General features: G+C 56.8%; 14 protein-coding genes. 11 read left to right on the top strand and 3 right to left on the bottom strand.

The window, feature by feature from the left end; genetic code table 11:
- Window positions 1–11: 11 nt before the first annotated feature.
- The 9 genes from ABD890_RS04790 (at window position 12) to ABD890_RS04830 (ending at window position 11,210) form a co-directional block, all read left to right on the top strand.
- Window positions 12–1,139 carry a TIGR03000 domain-containing protein gene (locus tag ABD890_RS04790; protein WP_345086416.1) on the top strand — a complete coding sequence of 376 codons (1,128 nt, stop codon included), beginning with the start codon at window positions 12–14 and terminating at the stop codon, window positions 1,137–1,139.
- A 150-nt stretch (window positions 1,140–1,289) separates the two neighbouring features.
- Window positions 1,290–1,958, top strand: coding sequence for a hypothetical protein (locus ABD890_RS04795; RefSeq protein WP_345086418.1), 669 nt, complete (start codon window positions 1,290–1,292; stop codon window positions 1,956–1,958).
- A complete protein-coding gene (locus tag ABD890_RS04800; protein ID WP_345086420.1) occupies window positions 1,955–2,926 on the top strand; it encodes an HTTM domain-containing protein in 972 nt (323 codons plus the stop codon). Before ABD890_RS04795 ends, ABD890_RS04800 begins: the two co-directional genes overlap by 4 nt.
- 272 nt (window positions 2,927–3,198) lie before the next feature.
- On the top strand, window positions 3,199–4,212 hold the full coding sequence (locus ABD890_RS04805; RefSeq protein ID WP_345086422.1) for an aspartate-semialdehyde dehydrogenase: 1,014 nt from the start codon (window positions 3,199–3,201) through the stop codon (window positions 4,210–4,212).
- 12 nt (window positions 4,213–4,224) lie between these two features.
- Window positions 4,225–5,022, top strand: coding sequence for a tRNA pseudouridine(38-40) synthase TruA (gene truA / locus ABD890_RS04810; protein ID WP_345086424.1), 798 nt, complete (start codon window positions 4,225–4,227; stop codon window positions 5,020–5,022).
- Window positions 5,023–5,102: 80 nt separating this feature from the next.
- A complete protein-coding gene (locus ABD890_RS04815; RefSeq protein ID WP_345086426.1) occupies window positions 5,103–6,278 on the top strand; it encodes a glycosyltransferase family 4 protein in 1,176 nt (391 codons plus the stop codon).
- Between the two features lie 145 nt (window positions 6,279–6,423).
- Window positions 6,424–7,362, top strand: coding sequence for a serine/threonine protein kinase (locus ABD890_RS04820; RefSeq protein WP_345086428.1), 939 nt, complete (start codon window positions 6,424–6,426; stop codon window positions 7,360–7,362).
- A 53-nt stretch (window positions 7,363–7,415) separates the two neighbouring features.
- Window positions 7,416–8,408, top strand: a complete 993-nt coding sequence (locus tag ABD890_RS04825; RefSeq protein ID WP_345086430.1) for an acetyl-CoA carboxylase carboxyltransferase subunit alpha — start codon at window positions 7,416–7,418, stop codon at window positions 8,406–8,408.
- A 405-nt stretch (window positions 8,409–8,813) separates the two neighbouring features.
- On the top strand, window positions 8,814–11,210 hold the full coding sequence (locus ABD890_RS04830; protein WP_345086432.1) for a methyl-accepting chemotaxis protein: 2,397 nt from the start codon (window positions 8,814–8,816) through the stop codon (window positions 11,208–11,210).
- 507 nt (window positions 11,211–11,717) lie between these two features.
- Here ABD890_RS04830 and ABD890_RS04835 read toward each other — a convergent pair.
- Complete coding sequence (locus ABD890_RS04835; RefSeq protein WP_345086434.1) at window positions 11,718–12,644, bottom strand: CvpA family protein; 927 nt, start codon at window positions 12,642–12,644, stop codon at window positions 11,718–11,720.
- Between the two features lie 253 nt (window positions 12,645–12,897).
- Here ABD890_RS04835 and ABD890_RS04840 point away from each other — a divergent pair, with 253 nt between their 5' ends.
- Window positions 12,898–13,722, top strand: coding sequence for a metal-dependent hydrolase (locus ABD890_RS04840; protein WP_345086435.1), 825 nt, complete (start codon window positions 12,898–12,900; stop codon window positions 13,720–13,722).
- Window positions 13,723–13,819: 97 nt separating this feature from the next.
- Here ABD890_RS04840 and dtd read toward each other — a convergent pair whose 3' ends face one another.
- Both dtd and ABD890_RS04850 read right to left on the bottom strand, forming a co-directional pair.
- Window positions 13,820–14,269, bottom strand: a complete 450-nt coding sequence (gene dtd, locus ABD890_RS04845) for a D-aminoacyl-tRNA deacylase (RefSeq protein WP_345086436.1) — start codon at window positions 14,267–14,269, stop codon at window positions 13,820–13,822.
- A complete protein-coding gene (locus ABD890_RS04850; protein WP_345086437.1) occupies window positions 14,269–14,973 on the bottom strand; it encodes a hypothetical protein in 705 nt (234 codons plus the stop codon). Before ABD890_RS04850 ends, dtd begins: the two co-directional genes overlap by 1 nt.
- A gap of 457 nt (window positions 14,974–15,430) precedes the next feature.
- On the opposite strand from ABD890_RS04850, the gene ABD890_RS04855 reads away from it, so the two are divergent.
- Complete coding sequence (locus ABD890_RS04855; protein WP_345086438.1) at window positions 15,431–16,630, top strand: hypothetical protein; 1,200 nt, start codon at window positions 15,431–15,433, stop codon at window positions 16,628–16,630.
- Window positions 16,631–16,807: the final 177 nt, after the last annotated feature.

A 16,807-nucleotide genomic window follows, 5' to 3' on the forward strand; every position in this document is an offset into this window, starting at 1 on the left:
TGAATCCGGATATGAAAAGCAGCATTGGCCGAAAGTTCGCATTGGCCGGAGCATTGGCATGTGCCGTGATGGTAGCGGGAACGAGCCAGGCTCAGGCCGGTTGGGGTTCGTGGGGATCGAGTGGCGGTTCCAGCGGGGGCTCGAGCGGTGGATCCAGCGGTGGCTCCAGCAGCTCGTATTGGAGCGGCAGCAGCGGTTCCAGTGGTTCGAGCGGCTCCAGCAGTGGTTACTGGTCCGTTGGACCAATTCAGCGTTGGTGGGTTAGCCACCGTGCTGACAAAGCTTACGGCAGCTCGGGCGGTTCGAGCAGCAGCAGCTGGGGTTCCAGCGGCGGCTCGAGCGGTGGCGGTCTGTTTAGTCACCACAAGGTGAAGCGTTCGTGGGGTTCCAGCGGCGGCTCGAGCAGCAGCAGTTGGAGTTCGAGCGGCGGTAGCAGCAGTTCCAGCTATAGCTACGGCAGCAGTGGCGGTTCGAGCGGTGGCAGCAGCGGCACTTACTACTCGGCTCCAGTCGAAGTTGCCCCATCGATGGATGCTCCTTCGATTCCATCCGAAGCTCAGCCATCGGCTCCGATGATTCCAGCTCAGCCAACCGGTTACCGCAGTAACGACGCTGTCATCAACGTCACCGTTCCTGCTGGTGCCAAGATCTATGTCAACGACAAGGTCACCTCCAGCACCGGTACCGTCCGTCGTTTCGTCTCGCGTGACCTGGAACCAGGTTTCAAGTTCGAGTACGAAGTCCGCGCTGAAATGCGTGTCGATGGTCGCTTGGTTCGCGAAGTCAAGACCATCGAAATGACCGCTGGCGACAGCCAGGAAGTCGAGTTCAACCTCGACCCATCGGCCATGCCAGAAACGCAGGTCGTTGGTGCTCCGGTTGAAACCAAGGTCACCCTGAACGTTCCTAACAACGCTTCGGTTACCCTGGCCGGCAACGAAATGCGTACCCTTGGCCCACAGCGTGTGTTCAGCACCGTTGCTTTGGCTGAAGGTGAAACCTGGAAGGATTACGACATCGTCGTGACCATCCTGCGTAACGGCAAGCCAGTGACCCAGCGTAAGACGATCGACCTGACCGGCGGCGACGTCCGCGAAATCAGCTTCGATTTCAACGCCGAATCGGTTGCCTCGCTGTAAGGCTTCCGGTCTCCGGACAAATTGACTAAACCGAAAAGCCCTCGCATTGGATAAACTCCAGGCGAGGGTTTTTTCTTTGCATTTCCGCTGATCCGCACAGCTTCTTTTTCCACGAACCTGTCGGGCGATTTGGCCGATACGATGAGTATCATGAACGATCGCCCTACAACACCAGATCCTTCCACCCAAGCTGCGCCCCCGAAAATCACCTGGAGCGTTGGCTTTCGCCAGTTTGTCAGCCTGCTGTTGCTGCTGCACCTGGCGGCCCTTTTCGTAGGGCCATGTTCTTCGCCCCCCCCAAGCAGTGTCTGGGCTCAACAGGCCGAAGGCTTCATGGCTCCGTACCTGCACGCGACCTTCTTGCGTGGGCATGGTTATCGCTTCTTTGCACCCAACCCAGGACCAAGTCACCTGGTTCGTTACGAACTGCTGGACGAGAACGACCAGGAGATCGGCGAGGGGACTTTCCCAAACCTCGATGAGCATTGGCCACGTCTGTTGTACCATCGCCACTTCATGATCAGCGAATCGATGTACAACACGTCGAACGTTCCGGACCAGGCCCCTCCTGAAGACGCGCCGCCGTTCGTCCACGCTGATTTCCAAACCGCGATCGGGCTGCGAAACGCGTACCTCGATTCGATCGCCAAATACATTGCCCGGCAGCACCCCGAGGCCGCCAAGATTCGGATCGTGATGGTGCAACATGCCATCCCGCTGCCGATCGACGTCGCCAATGGTCGTCCGCTGAACGACCCTGGTCTGTATGAAGAAGTGGTGCTAGGTGTCTACACCGTGCAGCCGGAGGATCACGAATGATTACTGCTTACCTCCGCGAGCTTTATACCGGCGTCCGCGATGGCTGGAATCGTTTCTGGTTTACGCCGACCGATCCTGCCACGTTGGGTCTGGTACGGATCTTTGGCGGCAGCATGATTCTGTATACCCACCTCGTTTGGTCGATCGACCTGAACGGGTTCATGGGCGAGAACGGTCGCTTCTCGAACGAATTGGTCAGCCGCATGCACCAGGGAAGTTCGTTCGCGTGGAGCTATCTGCCGCTGTTCGATGGCAACCCCGGAATGTTGTGGCTGGTCCACATCGTGGCGCTAATTGTTCTGCTGATGTTCACGCTCGGTTGGTATACCCGCGTCACGTCGGTGCTGGCCTTCATCATTACGGTCAGTTATGCCCATCGCGCCCCGGGGGCGTTGTTTGGCCTCGATCAGGTGAACGTCATGCTGGCGATGTACCTGATGCTGGGCGGGGCAGGGGAGGCCTTCAGTCTCGACCGGCTGCTATTGAAGAGACGCTTTCCCAATCGCAAACTTCCCACGACTAGCACGGCAGCGAACGTTTCGATTCGCTTGATCCAGCTTCATATGTGCGTGATCTACTTATTCGCCGGCACCGGAAAGCTGCTGGGGGAAACCTGGTGGGAAGGGACTGCCATCTGGGGAGCGGTCGCCAACAGCGAGTACCAATCGCTCGACATGACCTGGCTGGCGCATTACCCACTTTTCATCGCCGTTCTGACGCAGGTCTCGCTGGCCTGGGAACTGAGCTACTGCGCTTTGGTGTGGCCACGATTAACTCGCCCACTGGTCATTACGATGGCAATCCCGTTGCACTTGGGAATCGCTGTCTGCATGGGGATGATTACCTTTGGTCTTGCCATGTTGATTGGCAACTTGGCGTTTGTCAGCCCGTGGGTGATTCGGGAAGTTGAGGCCGGCATCCGGAACCGTCTGGCCAAGCCAACCGAGGAACAAGCGGCTGCGGCTTAAGATCACCCGATGGATGGTAATGGCCTGGTTTACGGGTGAAATGACTCGAAATTCTGAAAGAATTCTTCTCGACCAGCCTCGAAGCTAATACCATCAGGCGTCGGCGTTTACACCGATTTGCCCCGCAGTGGGTAGGGCACCATCGCCAGCCTACCGCCCGAACGAACCCCATTACGCGTTGATGTGTCCTGGGGCGAGAATCTATAATGCGGGTTTACCGTGGATGCCCGCATCCCCACATGTAGTTTGTCTAACCCCATAGGTACTTTCCCGTGTACGAGAATCTGGCCATTGTTGGAGCCACCGGAGCCGTAGGACGACTGATCCGTCAACTGTTGGAAGAACGCAAGTTCCCCTACAAAACGATCAAATTCCTGGCCACGAAACGCTCTGCCGGCACAGAAATCACGTTCAACGGTGAGACGCACATCGTCGAAGAAATGACTCCCGAGTCGTTCAAGGGGATCGATATCGCGATCGGTAGCACCCCCGACGAAGCCGCCGCCGAATTCGCCCCATGGGCGGTCGCCGCTGGCTGTATCGTCGTCGACGAAAGTGGTTACTGGCGCATGAAGGAAGACGTGCCGCTGGTCGTGCCGGAAGTGAACCCGGAAGCGATCCAGAACCACAAAGGCATCATCAGCAGCCCGAACTGCTCGACCACGCAGATGGTCGTCGCTATGAAGCCGCTGCACGACGCCGCCAAGATCAAACGCGTCGTTGTCTCGACCTATCAGGCCACCAGCGGTGCCGGCGTCGTCGGTGAAGAAGACCTGGTCGAAGGTGCCAAGGCGGTTCTCAATGGCAGCGACTACGAATACAAAGCCTTCAAGCACCAGATCGCCTTCAATCTGATTCCTCAGATCGGCGGACCCAAGTACGAAGGTTACACCTCCGAAGAAATGAAGATGGTGTACGAAACGCGGAAGATCTTTGGCGACGAATCGATCCAGGTCTGCCCAACGTGCGTTCGCGTCCCAGTGACCAACTGCCACAGCGAAAGCATCCTGGTCGAAACCGAACGTCCGATCTCCGCAGAAGAGGCTCGTGAACTGTTCGAGAAGGCTGATGGCATCACCGTGGTCGACGACCTCGGGGCAGGGGAGTACCCAATGCCAAAGACCTGCACCGGCAAGAACGAAGTCTTCATCGGTCGTATCCGTAAAGACATCTCGTGCGAGAACGGTCTGACCTTCTGGTGCGTGAGCGACAACCTGCGAAAGGGTGCCGCCACCAACGCTGTTCAAATTGCGGAACTTCTGGTTCGCAGTTCGGCCGCCGTCTAGTCAGGGCGAGCCATGGAACAGTCGGATCATGCAGCGGCCCACGCGACTGGCCGCTGCATCAAGCTGACGGTCGCTTACGACGGGACCCACTATCACGGATGGCAACGTCAACCGACCGGTCCCACGATCCAAGCGGCACTCGAAGCCGCCATCAACAGCATCTCCGGCGAACAAGTTCATATCGTCGGTAGTGGTCGCACCGATGCCGGCGTGCATGCCTGGGGACAAGTCGCCAGCTTTCATACGCACTCAAATCTGCCGGCCGATGTCTTTCGTAAAGCCTTGAATGCGAAACTGCCGGAAGACATTGTCGTTCGTCACGCGTGCGATGTTCCGACCAGCTTTCGGCCGATCAACGATGCCGTCTCGAAGCGCTACCGCTATGTGCTGCAGCCAGGTCGCATTAACGATCCGTTCGCGCTGAAGCATGCCTGGTTCGTCAAAAGGGTGCTGGACGTTGCCTCGATGCAGTCGGCCGCGAAGGCTCTCATCGGTGAACATGATTTCGCCGCGTTCCAGGCAACCGGTTCGCCACGCCAGTCGACCATTCGCAACATGCTGGATGCAACCGTCACCATGCACGACGCCGACGAACGAATGAAGATCTTCATCGAAGTCGAGGCGACCGGCTTTCTGTACAACATGGTTCGGATTATCGCTGGCACGTTGGTCGAGATCGGGCAGGGGAAACGACCTGCCGAAAGTATGGCTGAGATTGTCGCTTCATGTGATCGATTGAAGGCCGGCATGACCGCGCCGGCGCATGGACTATACTTGCTGAAAGTGCATTACCCACCGCACATCGGCTGAGATCGGGCAGGGCAGAGCAGGGGAGCGCGACCCGATCGCTACCCACGATTCACGAACTTTTCGCAAGGCCAGAAACCAACATGCGTGTTGCTCATGTGATTACCCGAATGATTATCGGCGGCGCGCAAGAGAACACGCTCTATAACTGCCTCGATCTGATTCGCGACTTTGGCGACGATGTCTTGCTGATCACCGGCCCGAGCGAAGGCCCCGAAGGAAACCTCCTCGAACAAGCGCATGCGCAAGGTTTGCCGGTACAGACCTTGCCGAACCTTCGCCGCAACATTCATCCGTGGACCGACTGGAAAGGGTACCACGAGGTGAAGCAGGCGATCCGCGACTTTCAACCTGATGTCGTGCATACGCATAGCGCCAAAGCAGGCATGCTGGGGAGAAGGGGGGCGATGGCCCTCAAGGTTCCCGCGGTGATCCATACCGTGCACGGGGCACCGTTTCATCCTTATCAGTCCGACGCCGCTCGTCGCTTCTTCATCGCGTGTGAACGGTACGCCTCGAGCCAGTGCCATCAACTGGTCAGTGTGGCCGATGCGATGTCCGACTTGCTGGTCGAAGCCAAGGTCGCCCCACGCGAAAAGTTCCTGACGGTTTACAGCGGCATGGAAGTTGAACCCTTCCTGGAAAGTGGATCGCTACGCGAGGCCGCTCGGGCAGAGCTTGGCATTCGGCCGGACGACGTCGTGATCGGTAAAATCGCGCGGCTGTTTCATTTGAAAGGGCACGAGTACGTCATCGAAGCGGCCCGCGATGTCGTCGCCCAATGCCCTCAGGCCAAGTTTCTTTTCGTCGGAGATGGCATCCTGCGCGAGAAGTACGAAGAGAACATTCGCGAGGCAGGGCTGACCGATCACTTCATCCTGGTGGGGCTCGTTCCGCCGAAAGAGATTCCGAAGTACATCTCGGCGATGGATGTGCTCGTGCATACCAGCCTTCGCGAAGGTCTGGCTCGGGCACTCCCTCAGGCATTGCTTTCGGGCAAGCCAGCTGTCAGTTTCGATATCGACGGAGCCCGCGAGGTGGTGTCCACCATGGAGACCGGTTTCTTGATTCCGCCGGGCAATGTTCCTCAATTGAAGTCGGCCCTGGTGCAGCTTTGTAGCGACGCTGAACTTCGCGATAAGCTGGGCAAAGAAGGGCAACGGCGTTGTAGTCAGGTGTTTCCGCACCAGGTTATGACCCGTCGATTGCGTGAAATCTACGCCGAAGTGCTTCTCAGAAATGGGCGTGAAATCGCCTAACCCTGGGTGCTGGCGACGGTTACGACGCCTGGGCGCCTGGTTCACTCTTTTGAAGATCGATCGATTAGGGTAAGATTAAGAAGCCTGTCGATTCGACCGGCGCCGGAACAGTAGGGGCAAATCCTCGTCACGGATAATCTCATCGGTGTCTACCGCAGGAAGAAACTATATCGGTCCATACCGCCTGGTTCGCATGCTACGCACGAGCCAGACTTGCCAGGTATGGGAAGCGATCCACGACCTTGATAATCGCAAGGTGGTGATCAAGACGCTTCGCGAAAACTACATCAAAGACAAAAGCGAAATTGCCGCGCTCCGGCACGAGCATACCGTCGCGGCGAAGTTCGATAATCCGTTCGTGATTCACGTTTACGAATTCGACAGCTTCCGCGGTCTCGCTTACCTGGTTCTTGAGTTCTGCTACTCGCGAAATATGAAGATGGCCATCCGCGATGGCGTCGAAGAACTCGCCTACTGGGCTCCCAAGATTGTCGAAGCAGGGGCCAAGGGTCTCGGCTATATGCACGGCCAGGGCTGGATTCATTGCGACGTGAAGCCAGACAACTTCCTGCTGGACAACGAAGGCAACGTCAAGCTGATCGACTTCTCGATCGCCCAGAAAAAGAAGTCAGGTCTGTCGAAGCTGTTTGGTGGCGGGTCTAAGGTGAATGGCAGTGTCCAAGGCACGCGCAGCTACATGTCGCCGGAACAGATCCGCGGCGTGGCGCTCGACGATCGAGCCGACGTTTACTGCTATGGCTGCACGATCTTCGAATTGATCAGCGGCAAGTTGCCTTACACTGCCACCAGTCCCGATCACCTGTTGGACAAGCATTTGCGTGCGGCGGTTCCGTCGCTGCAGGCTGCCAACAACAATGTTACTCCGGAGTTCTCTGGCCTTGTCGAACGGATGATGGCCAAAGACCCCAAGCAGCGTCCGGACACGATGGACGATGTGATTCGCTTACTGAAGAACACTAAGATCTATCGCATTCCACCGCGCAGGCCGGCCTCGTTGGCCGATCGTGAAGAAGCCGCGGCGGCAAGCGGAGACGATTCCAGCTCGACCTCTGGCGGAAATTGATTTTCGCCCGGCGTCGAACTCCCCACCTATTGCCTGGAGCACTGAAAGCTTTCATGAGCACTTCGATTTATCTCGACTTCGAACAACCGATTGAAACGCTCGAGAACAAACTGAAGGAACTGGAGTCGGTCAAAAACGACTCGCCTGAACATCACGACGAGATCCGAAACGTCCGCAAACAGCTGACCGATACGATCCGCGAGATCTACAGCGATCTTTCGCCATGGCAAACCGTGGAAGTCGCTCGGCACCAGAAGCGTCCCCAGTCGGCGGACTACTTGAATCTGGTCTTCGACGAGTTCGTGGAACTGCACGGCGATCGCAAGTTCGGCGACGACCGCGCTCTGCGAACCGGCTTCGCCAAGCTCGACAAGCACAAGGTCATGTTCATCGGCCATTTCAAAGGCCGCGACCTTAAAGAACGTAGCGAGTGCTTCTTCGGCTGTGCTCATCCAGAAGGTTATCGCAAGGCGATCGAAAAGATGCAGTTGGCTGAAAAGTACAACTTGCCGGTGATCACCTTCATCGACACGCCCGGTGCTTACCCAGGTGTGGGCGCCGAAGAACGTGGCCAGGCGATGGCAATCGCCGACGCCATGTTCGTGATGGCCCGCCTCAAGACGCCGATTATTTCAGTTGTGATCGGGGAAGGGGGGTCCGGCGGGGCTTTGGGTATTGGTGTCGCGAATCGCACCGCCATGCTACAGCACGCCTATTACTCGGTGATCAGCCCTGAAGGCTGTGCCGGTATTCTGTGGAAGAGCCACGAGTTCAAAGCCAAGGCGGCCGAAGCCCTGAAGTTCACCTCGAAGTACCTGCCCAAGTTCGGCATCGTCGACGACGTGATCGAAGAGCCGCTGGGAGGTGCCCATCGCGACCATCACCAAATGGCTGCTCGCTTGAAGATGTACCTGACCAAGACGGTCAACGAACTGTCGGCACAGAGCACCGACCAACTGGTGGACGGGCGATACGACAAGTTCCGCCAGATGGGCGTCTTCCTCGAACGCGAAATGGAAGCCTCGGAAGGGCAGCCAACCGGCTAACTCCGCCCCCTCCAAACATCAGTTCATCGCCTAGAAAGGGCACCGCGAGTGATCTCGCAGTGCCCTTTTTTCGTTTCTGGAACTAAGCCAAACCCCCTCTATGGGACTGATTTTCCTCGGGAAAACAAGGCCCAAAAGCCCCTCTGGCCGCAGGCTGGTGGGGGGTGATCACAAACGAGCCATGCGCAGGCTGCACAAACTCTACAGATAGTGCAAAGGGGACATTAACTTTCCAGGAGTGGTCTGTCCCCCTCAGAAGCGTCAGGCAACCGCGTTCTATCCTTCCGTGAATTGTTACTGGAAATAACTTTTGATTTACCCCCCCCACGATGACGCCTGCCAGCCGCCAACACGGTCAGCGGCAGATAAGTCTTTTCAAGTCATTCAATGAGACCGGAGACCTCGATGAAGTCCTCTCTGAACCTGCGATCGCAACTGACGATCGCCTTCCTTGCTTGCGGCCTGTTGCCGCTGGTCGTGATGTCGACCATCAGCTACTTCCGCGCGGCGAGTGGTTTCGCAACCGTGAATCATCACGCCACGGAAGGGTTCGAGCAAACTGCCACCGACTCGTTGGTTGCCCAGCGCGAGCTGAAGAAGAAGCAGTTGATGGACTACTTCGGAACCATCGAGAGCCAGGTCAAAACGTTCTCGGAAAACCAGATGGTCGTCGATGCCATGCGTGACATGGGGCAGGCCTTTCGGGATTTCAATACGGCCAACCAGCTGACCGAAGAGCAGATCGCCAAAATGCGGACCGACCTGAGCAGCTATTACGCTGGAACGTTCTCGGAGGAGTACGCCCGCCAGAACGACAACCGTACGCCAGATGCGTTGAACTATTTGAAGCAGCTCGACAACACGACGGTCGCGCTGCAACATGCCTACATCTTGAAGAACGAGAACCCGGTGGGGGAAAAGCACCGTCTTGATGCGGCGACCGATGCCTCGAAGTACACCCAGCTTCACAAGAAGCTGCATCCGGTCGTTCGCAACTACCTGGAAGCGTTTGGCTACTACGATATTTTTCTGGTCGATCCTGACTCAGGAAAGATCATCTACTCGGTCTTCAAGGAACTCGACTTCGGCACTTCGCTGAAGGATGGACCGTACGCCAACAGCAACTTTGCTGACGCGTTTCGCCGAGCAGCTCAGGCCACCGAAAAGAACTCAGTCGCGCTGGTCGACTTCGCTCGCTATACACCATCCTATGAGGCACCTGCAAGTTTTATTGCATCTCCTATTTATGATGGCGATAAGCGTATAGGCATCGCTATGTTTCAGATGCCCGTAGATCGCATTCTACATATATTGGCTGTTCGCGAAGGTATGGGCGAGACCGGCGAAACGATCCTGGTCGGGCCTGATTACCTGATGCGGTCGAACTCACACCTCGATCCTGAAGGGCACAGCCTGCTCGCTTCATGGAAATACCCAGAGAACGGCAAGGTCGATACCGACGTGACGCGAGCCGTCTTTGAGAAGGGAGAAACAGGGACGCTGCGTGCCGCCGACTACCGCGAAAACGACTCATTGAACGCCTATTGCCCGATTGAATTAAACGGTTTGACCTATTGCCTGGTCGCCAAGATGGACGCTTCCGAAGCGTTCGCGGCCAGCAACAAGATGGCCGGAACCGTTGAAAACGTGAAAGGCTCGCTGCTGACCTGGTCGATGGGAATCGGCCTCGCTTCGGCCGCCGCTCTGGCGATCTTCGCCTTCGTTCTCTCCCGAAAGATCGCTTCGCCGATCCAAGATGCCGCTCAATTTGCTCAACGGATTGCGGCTGGTGACCTGCGATCGCGCTGCGATACCAAGGCAACCGCCGAGGTCGGATATTTAATCCAGGCCATGAACAAGATGCGGGATAATTTATCCGCTCTGCTGGGCGAAGTGATTTCGACCTCAGATATCCTGCAAGGATCGTCGAACGAACTAACCGGCACTGCAGAACACCTCTCGCTAGGTGCTTACGAGACAACAGAACGCGCCGCGAATGTCGCTGCCGCCGCCGACCAGATGTCGACCAACATGAACGGCATGGCTGCGGCCACCGAACAGATGTCAGGCAACATCGGAAGCGTCGCAACCGCCATGGAAGAGATGTCGACCACTATCAACGAAATCGCTCGCAATGCGGAACGCGCGGCGGCTTCGGTTTCGTCGGTCTCGAACCTCTCGGAGACTAGCAATGAACGAATTGCTTCGCTGGGCACAGCTGCCGCCGAAATCGGCGCGGTCATCCAGGTGATCCAAGAGATTGCCGAGCAGACTAACTTGCTCGCCCTGAACGCCACGATCGAAGCTGCGCGAGCCGGCGAAGCCGGCAAGGGCTTCTCGGTGGTGGCGACCGAAGTGAAGGAACTCGCACGCCAGACAGCGACCGCCACGGAAGACATCCGAAAGCGAGTCGATGCAATCCAGAAGTCGTCGTACGACGCCGTCGAATCGATCGCGCGGATCACGACTGAAATCAAAGACGTGAACGAGATCGCTCACACAATTGCTTCGTCAGTGGAAGAACAAGGAATCACCGCCAAGGAGATCGCCGGCAACGTCGCCCAGGCCGCCACGGCAGCCCGGACCGTCAGCACCGGAATCCACGAATCGGCCACGGCCAGCCAAGAGATCTCGAAGAACATCTCGCAGGTCAACAACTCCGCCAACGCGTCGAAGACTCATGCCGAGAAGACCAAGGCAGCCGGCAACTCGCTTCACGTGCGAGCCGATGGCCTGCTATCGACCCTGAGTCGATTCCAGCTTTCCGGAGACCCAGGGCAAGAATCAACCCTGAGCGTCTAACCAGGCCACCCAAGGCCCAGCCAACCTAAAAGAGCAGAGCGGAATCGATCAAATTCCGTTCTGCTTTTTTATGCGCCGAACGAGTCCAAATTGACGCCGAAATATGGCTGGCAATGAAGTTCATTTTTGAACCCAATCGAGCACATCGGCGAACCCTCGGAATTCATGAACTTCATCAACGTCAGCCAGCCAACAAACGAGCTCGCAGCGAACCCGAAATCAGTTCAAGAGTGGCCACAGATCTCGCGCCGCATTGGCTTCGAAGTTCATGCATCTCCATCGCGAACAACGGGCAACGAACGTCGCCTTAAGAGCACGGCAACCGACAGCCACCCACGGGGCCAGGGGACCGAGAAACGGGATCCAGGCCGAAAACCCTCGCCCAGAAAGAACCCCCACTGCAACGTCCGATAATGTTTGTTATGTGCGGTTCGAGGCCTATTTTTACCGGGAAATAGCCAATTCCCGATTTCCGGGCACTTCAACCCTGACGTTGCCAGGATGCACTTAATACCGCGGCTGCTGTGGATAGTACGGCTGGCCGTTCTGCATCGGATACGGAGTCGCCGGCTGCTGCTGGTTGTACTGCGGGATGTAGCTTCCGCCCTGCTGCTGCGGCGACGGGATGTTCATCTGCGGCGGATAATAAGCTGGCTGCGGTTGCTGCTGATACTGACCCGAATACTGCTGCCAGTTCTGCTGCATGTTTTGCGGATTCTCGATCGTCTGATTCACGAAATTCTGGAACTGACCTGCCTGATTCTGAACCTCGTTTTGAACACGATTCTGAACCTGCTGCTGGACGTTATTTTGAAAGTCTTGCAAGCCTTGCTGGAGATTGAATTTTGCAGGATCAAATGGCGTCGTCGAATTGCCCCCCGAGACCCCATTACCGGTCTCGGCAAACCAATCTGGGTTCTCGCCATTGATTCGCTGGTTGTAGCGCTGAATGAACGGACCAACGACTTCGTTCACTTCGGCCGGCATCACGCCGTCCAGATTGTGGATCAATTTGGTGATGTAGAAACCAGACTTCGACTGAACGATTTGCTGGCGGCTTTCATCCTTGGTCAATGCGACGGCGAACATGGTCACAATCACACACAGAAGCACACCTTTGACGAAACCAAGGCCGGCGCCGACCTGGCGATCCCAGTCCTTCAGCGCGAAGCTATGGAGCGTCTTGTTGATCATCGAGAAGACAACCCAGATGATCAGCGAGCTGGTCATGTACAGACCCAACATCGCAACAGTGTTTCCCCAAGGCGGCTGAAGCCCCAAGGCATTGGCGACTGGTTCACGAAGCTGAACCGAAACGAAATAGCTGGCGACCAACGAAGCAAACGAAGCGACTTGCCATGCCATGCCTTTGTACAAACCCCACAGGATCGCACCTGCCAGGACCGCGAGCATGAGGAAATCGTAAGCAACCATTTTTCTTCGTCCGTCCCTGAATAAAACTTCGCCCCAGAAGTCGCACGAGTATACGGACCGAAGACGGAAACCCGAAGGTCAGTTTTTCGTTTGCTAGCAGGCTTCCAGAAACCTGATCTGGATACGAAACGGCACATTTCGGTACAAGATCCTGAACTCACCAAACGCAATCATGCGTACTAAGACCCTGACGCCATTTCCAAATGCGCACTGGCAGGGGGGCTCACCGGAACATTTTTGAGGCAGGGGATCGATGGCCGACTTCAATACCCATATTTCGACAAGCACCGTCGTTGGCGTAGGTGTTGGCGTTGTTGGCTCGGTGTTTCTCGATTTGCCGATGACCAGTTGCATGCTGGGCGCTGGCCTCTGCAGCCTGGCCGGCATTTTGCCCGACCTCGATTCTGGTTCTGGCCGCCCTCTTCGTGAAACGAGCAGCTTGCTCGCCGCCGTTGTCCCGATGTTGATGGTCGATCGTTTCCAACACATGAAGATGGATGCCGAATCCATCGCGCTGGCAGGCGCGCTGGTTTACATCGTCATTCGATTCGGCGTGGCCGAAGTCTTCAAACGTTACACGGTCCATCGCGGCATGTGGCACAGTATTCCCGCCGCGGTCTCGTGTGCATTGTTAGCGTTTCTGGTGGTCTCGGGCGAGAACATTGAAGTCCGCATCTTTAAGAGTGCGTGCGTCTTCATTGGCTTCATGGTGCATTTGATTCTGGATGAAATCTGGAGCGTGCAATGGAAGGGGGCGCGGCTCCACTTCAAGAGCTCGTTCGGAACCGCCATCAAGTTCTGGTATGGCAAAAGCCTCTGGTCGAACATCTCAACCTACAGCAAATTGATCGTCCTGGTCGTCGCCGCCGTTGGCGATCCGTTGATGATGCAGCATTACCGGTTCCATCCCTCGCACGATCATGAAGCTCAGCAAATTGCTGCTGACCCAACTCAGATACCAGCCCAGTATGTAACGCAGCCAGGTCAGCCTTCGCCTTACGACAATCAGCCGATTCGCATTCCTGGCGAACAGCCACCCCACATCGCTACGCAACCTTATCAGAATGTCGAACGTTAATACGCAGAGACATCTCTCTTAGAGATCTACTGTCGCGATTCGAGTAGAGGCATTCGCAAGTCAACATTGGCTTGCGATCGCCAATCGATATGAGCGATTAAAGAATCTTGCTGCTATCCAACAACAGCGTGACCGGGCCATCATTCACCAGGCTCACTTTCATATCGGCTTGAAAGATTCCGGTCTCGACCGGCACGCCCTGATCGCGGATTCGCCGGACGTAATCTTGATACATCTGATTGGCCTCTTCCGGCCGTGCCGCAGTGATGAAGCTTGGGCGACGACCTTTGCGAGCATCCCCCAGCAGCGTGAACTGGCTGATCGCCAGAATGCTTCCGCCGATATCGATCACGCTTCGATTCATCTTTCCTTCGTCATCTTCAAAGATGCGCAGATGAATCGTCTTCTCGACCAGATACTTCAGGTCGGCTTCGGTGTCACCTTCGGCGACGCCCAGCAGGACCATCAAGCCACGTTCGATCTGACCGACGATGTTGCCGTCGACTTTGACGTGGGCTTCGGAAACTCGTTGAACGACCCCGCGCATCAGTAGTGCCCCCCTGCCCCAGACAGCACTGCCATACGATACGATTCGGTCTGGTCAACCGCGTCGGGAACAATTGTCTTCGGAGCGAGAAGATCTTCGTTGCTGGAAACGCCGGCACGAACATTCACCAGTTCGACATTCACCAAAGTCTCGCGGCCTTTGCTGGTGACGGCTTCCCATTGAATGCGATGTGGAAAACCAGATGCAGCATCCAACAACAAAGTGGCACCATTGGCACCGCGATCGAGGAACGGCAACGCACAGGCTTCGTGCGTTTCGCCCCCCTGCTTCGTTCCGCGGATTAACAGGAACTGGCGATCGCCTTGGACGACTCGGTCGACGGTATCGAAGTGATAGCACTGGGTCATCCGCCACATCAGGTGGGCAATCCCGGCTCGAGGCATGGTCTGTTCCGAAGAAACGACCTGGTTGAGCCGGACCATCGAGGCGGACTCGTCGATTTTGGTTCGCCACTGCGTCCATAACAACGGTTCGCTAGCGAGGATTGCTTGCTGAAAGTAAATCGGTGCGACGGGATCGGTTCCCTGCAAAATGATTCCGTGACGCTGCATAGCGCCAACACCGGTTTGCGTGTATTGACCGTTTCCTCCCCAAGACTGCCCAAACAGCTTCACCTGCCAATTGACATCCGCGGTGATCCCATCGGTGCGATACCAACGGTCGACCACATTCTGCAGAAGCAAATCAATATCGCCTTCAAGGCGGCTGGAGCGCAACGCCCCCCCTGCCCTCGAGACCTCTCGATTGCTTTGCTTCAGGCTCTGTGAAGCGGCTCCGACAGCGACTCCGGCGGCTAGCAGTGCTACCGCGAGGAAGGCTGTTAATTTGAAACGATTATCTTTCATGGCTGGGATTTGCCGGTTTTCCCAAAGAATCCTGTCCTGCCACGCCGAACATTAATGGCAACAGGGATAGTCTTGCGCCGCTGGCGTTATTGGCACGGATGTCAATTTCAACTCGGCGATTGTACGGATTTCCCTGAGGCCGGGTCCACGTCAGTCGTGCAGTTCTTTGGAACCTCATGCAGACGTAGCCCTAAACCGCTCGCAACCATTCGTATGAATACCTGAGAGGATCTCCGCTCTTGCCATGGAGAATGCCGCTATGGAGTGGCAGCAAGGGTTTAGTGAGGGGGAAATCATGAAACAAACTTTGTGGATGTGGACCTTGATGCTCCTGACGGCTGCGGCCGGTGCTGGTTGTCAGCACGTTGGGCAGCAAGCGACAGGTGGCTATAACTTGCCTCCGGCACAGCAGCTGGCTCACCCCGGCCCTGGCGTCGGCGGTCCTGGCCCGGGTGTACTTGCACCTCCGCCAATTCAACCCGTGTCGGCCATGATGCCGGTCGGCCCTGGTGGCATTCCACCAATGCCGGCTCCTAGCTTCACCAGCCAGGTGCTGTTCGTCTCGCCAGACGGCATGCAAGTTAGCTGGGACATCGGCGGCATCGGCTTGTACGATTCGGAACCACGAATCGTGCCGTTCTCGAAGAACTTCCCACAGGGCGGTATCTATCGCCTGAAGATCACGAACATTGAAGGCCAACCAGGCGTCGAACTTTATCCGACTCTGGAAGTTGGTTTCGCCACGCCGCGAACCGAAGCCTTCCTGGCACACAATGCTGTTCCAGTTCAGTTCACCGAAGACGACTTCGCTCAAGTTCGTAGCGGCACTTACGTGACCAAGGTCATCTACCTGCCAGATCCGAACTACCAAGAGCTGGCCCTGGCCAACGTCGAAACGCTGGTCTCGACTCGCCTCGACCCAGGTGTCGATCCGATCGTCGAAGCTGATCGTCGCGGTACGATCATGGCCATCGTTCGCCTCGGTAACAAGGACCTCGAAGTTCCTGGCGAAGAGCTGGAAGGCATGATGGCTGGTGGTATGCCTATGGGTATGCCGGCTGCTGGTGCCGCTTACTGTGGACCTGGTCCAGGTACGCCTCCACCTCCAGGAATGTCGGCTGCCATGCCGAATCCTTACGCCGTTCCTTACGTCGCTGGCGTGACCGTCCCGAGCTATGGTATGCCGATCACCGGTACGCCAATCGGACTGCCTGGCCCGCCACACATTCCGCTGGGTGGCCCAGCTGGCCTGCAGAAGCATGTGATCAAGAATCACACGCACACGCACATTCCAGGTCCGACCGACAAGGTCGCCCTGCATGTCAAGCAGCGTCCGGGTATCAGCTACCCACAGCCGCCAAACCGTGCCTGGATCACCGAAGAGAATATTCATCCTTCGCCGAACCTGGCTCAGCCTTATGGCGACATGCATCAGCAGGTTCCACCAGCCGGTGGATACTACGACGCCGCCGGTCAGTGGTGCCCCACTCCGTAGGCTGACAACTGCCCAAACTCCATGGCAATGGAACAGGGTCGCGGAGAAACTTCCGCGACCCTACTTCCATGCCGGCAGAGACTTGGTTCAGTCCCTTTCAACTTGATCTGGAAGCAGCCGGAAGGCCTTCCTGGTCCCCAAAAGTTTTCCGTCCCCCGCATCACGCAGAGCTTCAGG

The sequence above is a fragment of the Bremerella cremea genome (genome assembly GCF_039541315.1).
GTDB lineage: Bacteria > Planctomycetota > Planctomycetia > Pirellulales > Pirellulaceae > Bremerella > Bremerella cremea.

What these genes read in the sequence shown, in the direction of transcription:
- ABD890_RS04795 (WP_345086418.1), top strand. Translation starts at nt 1,290, where the DNA reads ATGAACGATCGCCCTACAACACCAGATCCTTCCACCCAAGCTGCGCCC.
- ABD890_RS04825 (WP_345086430.1), top strand. Translation starts at nt 7,416, where the DNA reads ATGAGCACTTCGATTTATCTCGACTTCGAACAACCGATTGAAACGCTC.
- ABD890_RS04800 (WP_345086420.1), top strand. Translation starts at nt 1,955, where the DNA reads ATGATTACTGCTTACCTCCGCGAGCTTTATACCGGCGTCCGCGATGGC.
- ABD890_RS04835 (WP_345086434.1), bottom strand. Translation starts at nt 12,644, where the DNA reads ATGGTTGCTTACGATTTCCTCATGCTCGCGGTCCTGGCAGGTGCGATC.
- ABD890_RS04855 (WP_345086438.1), top strand. Translation starts at nt 15,431, where the DNA reads ATGAAACAAACTTTGTGGATGTGGACCTTGATGCTCCTGACGGCTGCG.
- ABD890_RS04840 (WP_345086435.1), top strand. Translation starts at nt 12,898, where the DNA reads ATGGCCGACTTCAATACCCATATTTCGACAAGCACCGTCGTTGGCGTA.
- ABD890_RS04830 (WP_345086432.1), top strand. Translation starts at nt 8,814, where the DNA reads ATGAAGTCCTCTCTGAACCTGCGATCGCAACTGACGATCGCCTTCCTT.
- ABD890_RS04790 (WP_345086416.1), top strand. Translation starts at nt 12, where the DNA reads ATGAAAAGCAGCATTGGCCGAAAGTTCGCATTGGCCGGAGCATTGGCA.
- truA (WP_345086424.1), top strand. Translation starts at nt 4,225, where the DNA reads ATGGAACAGTCGGATCATGCAGCGGCCCACGCGACTGGCCGCTGCATC.
- ABD890_RS04815 (WP_345086426.1), top strand. Translation starts at nt 5,103, where the DNA reads ATGCGTGTTGCTCATGTGATTACCCGAATGATTATCGGCGGCGCGCAA.
- dtd (WP_345086436.1), bottom strand. Translation starts at nt 14,269, where the DNA reads ATGCGCGGGGTCGTTCAACGAGTTTCCGAAGCCCACGTCAAAGTCGAC.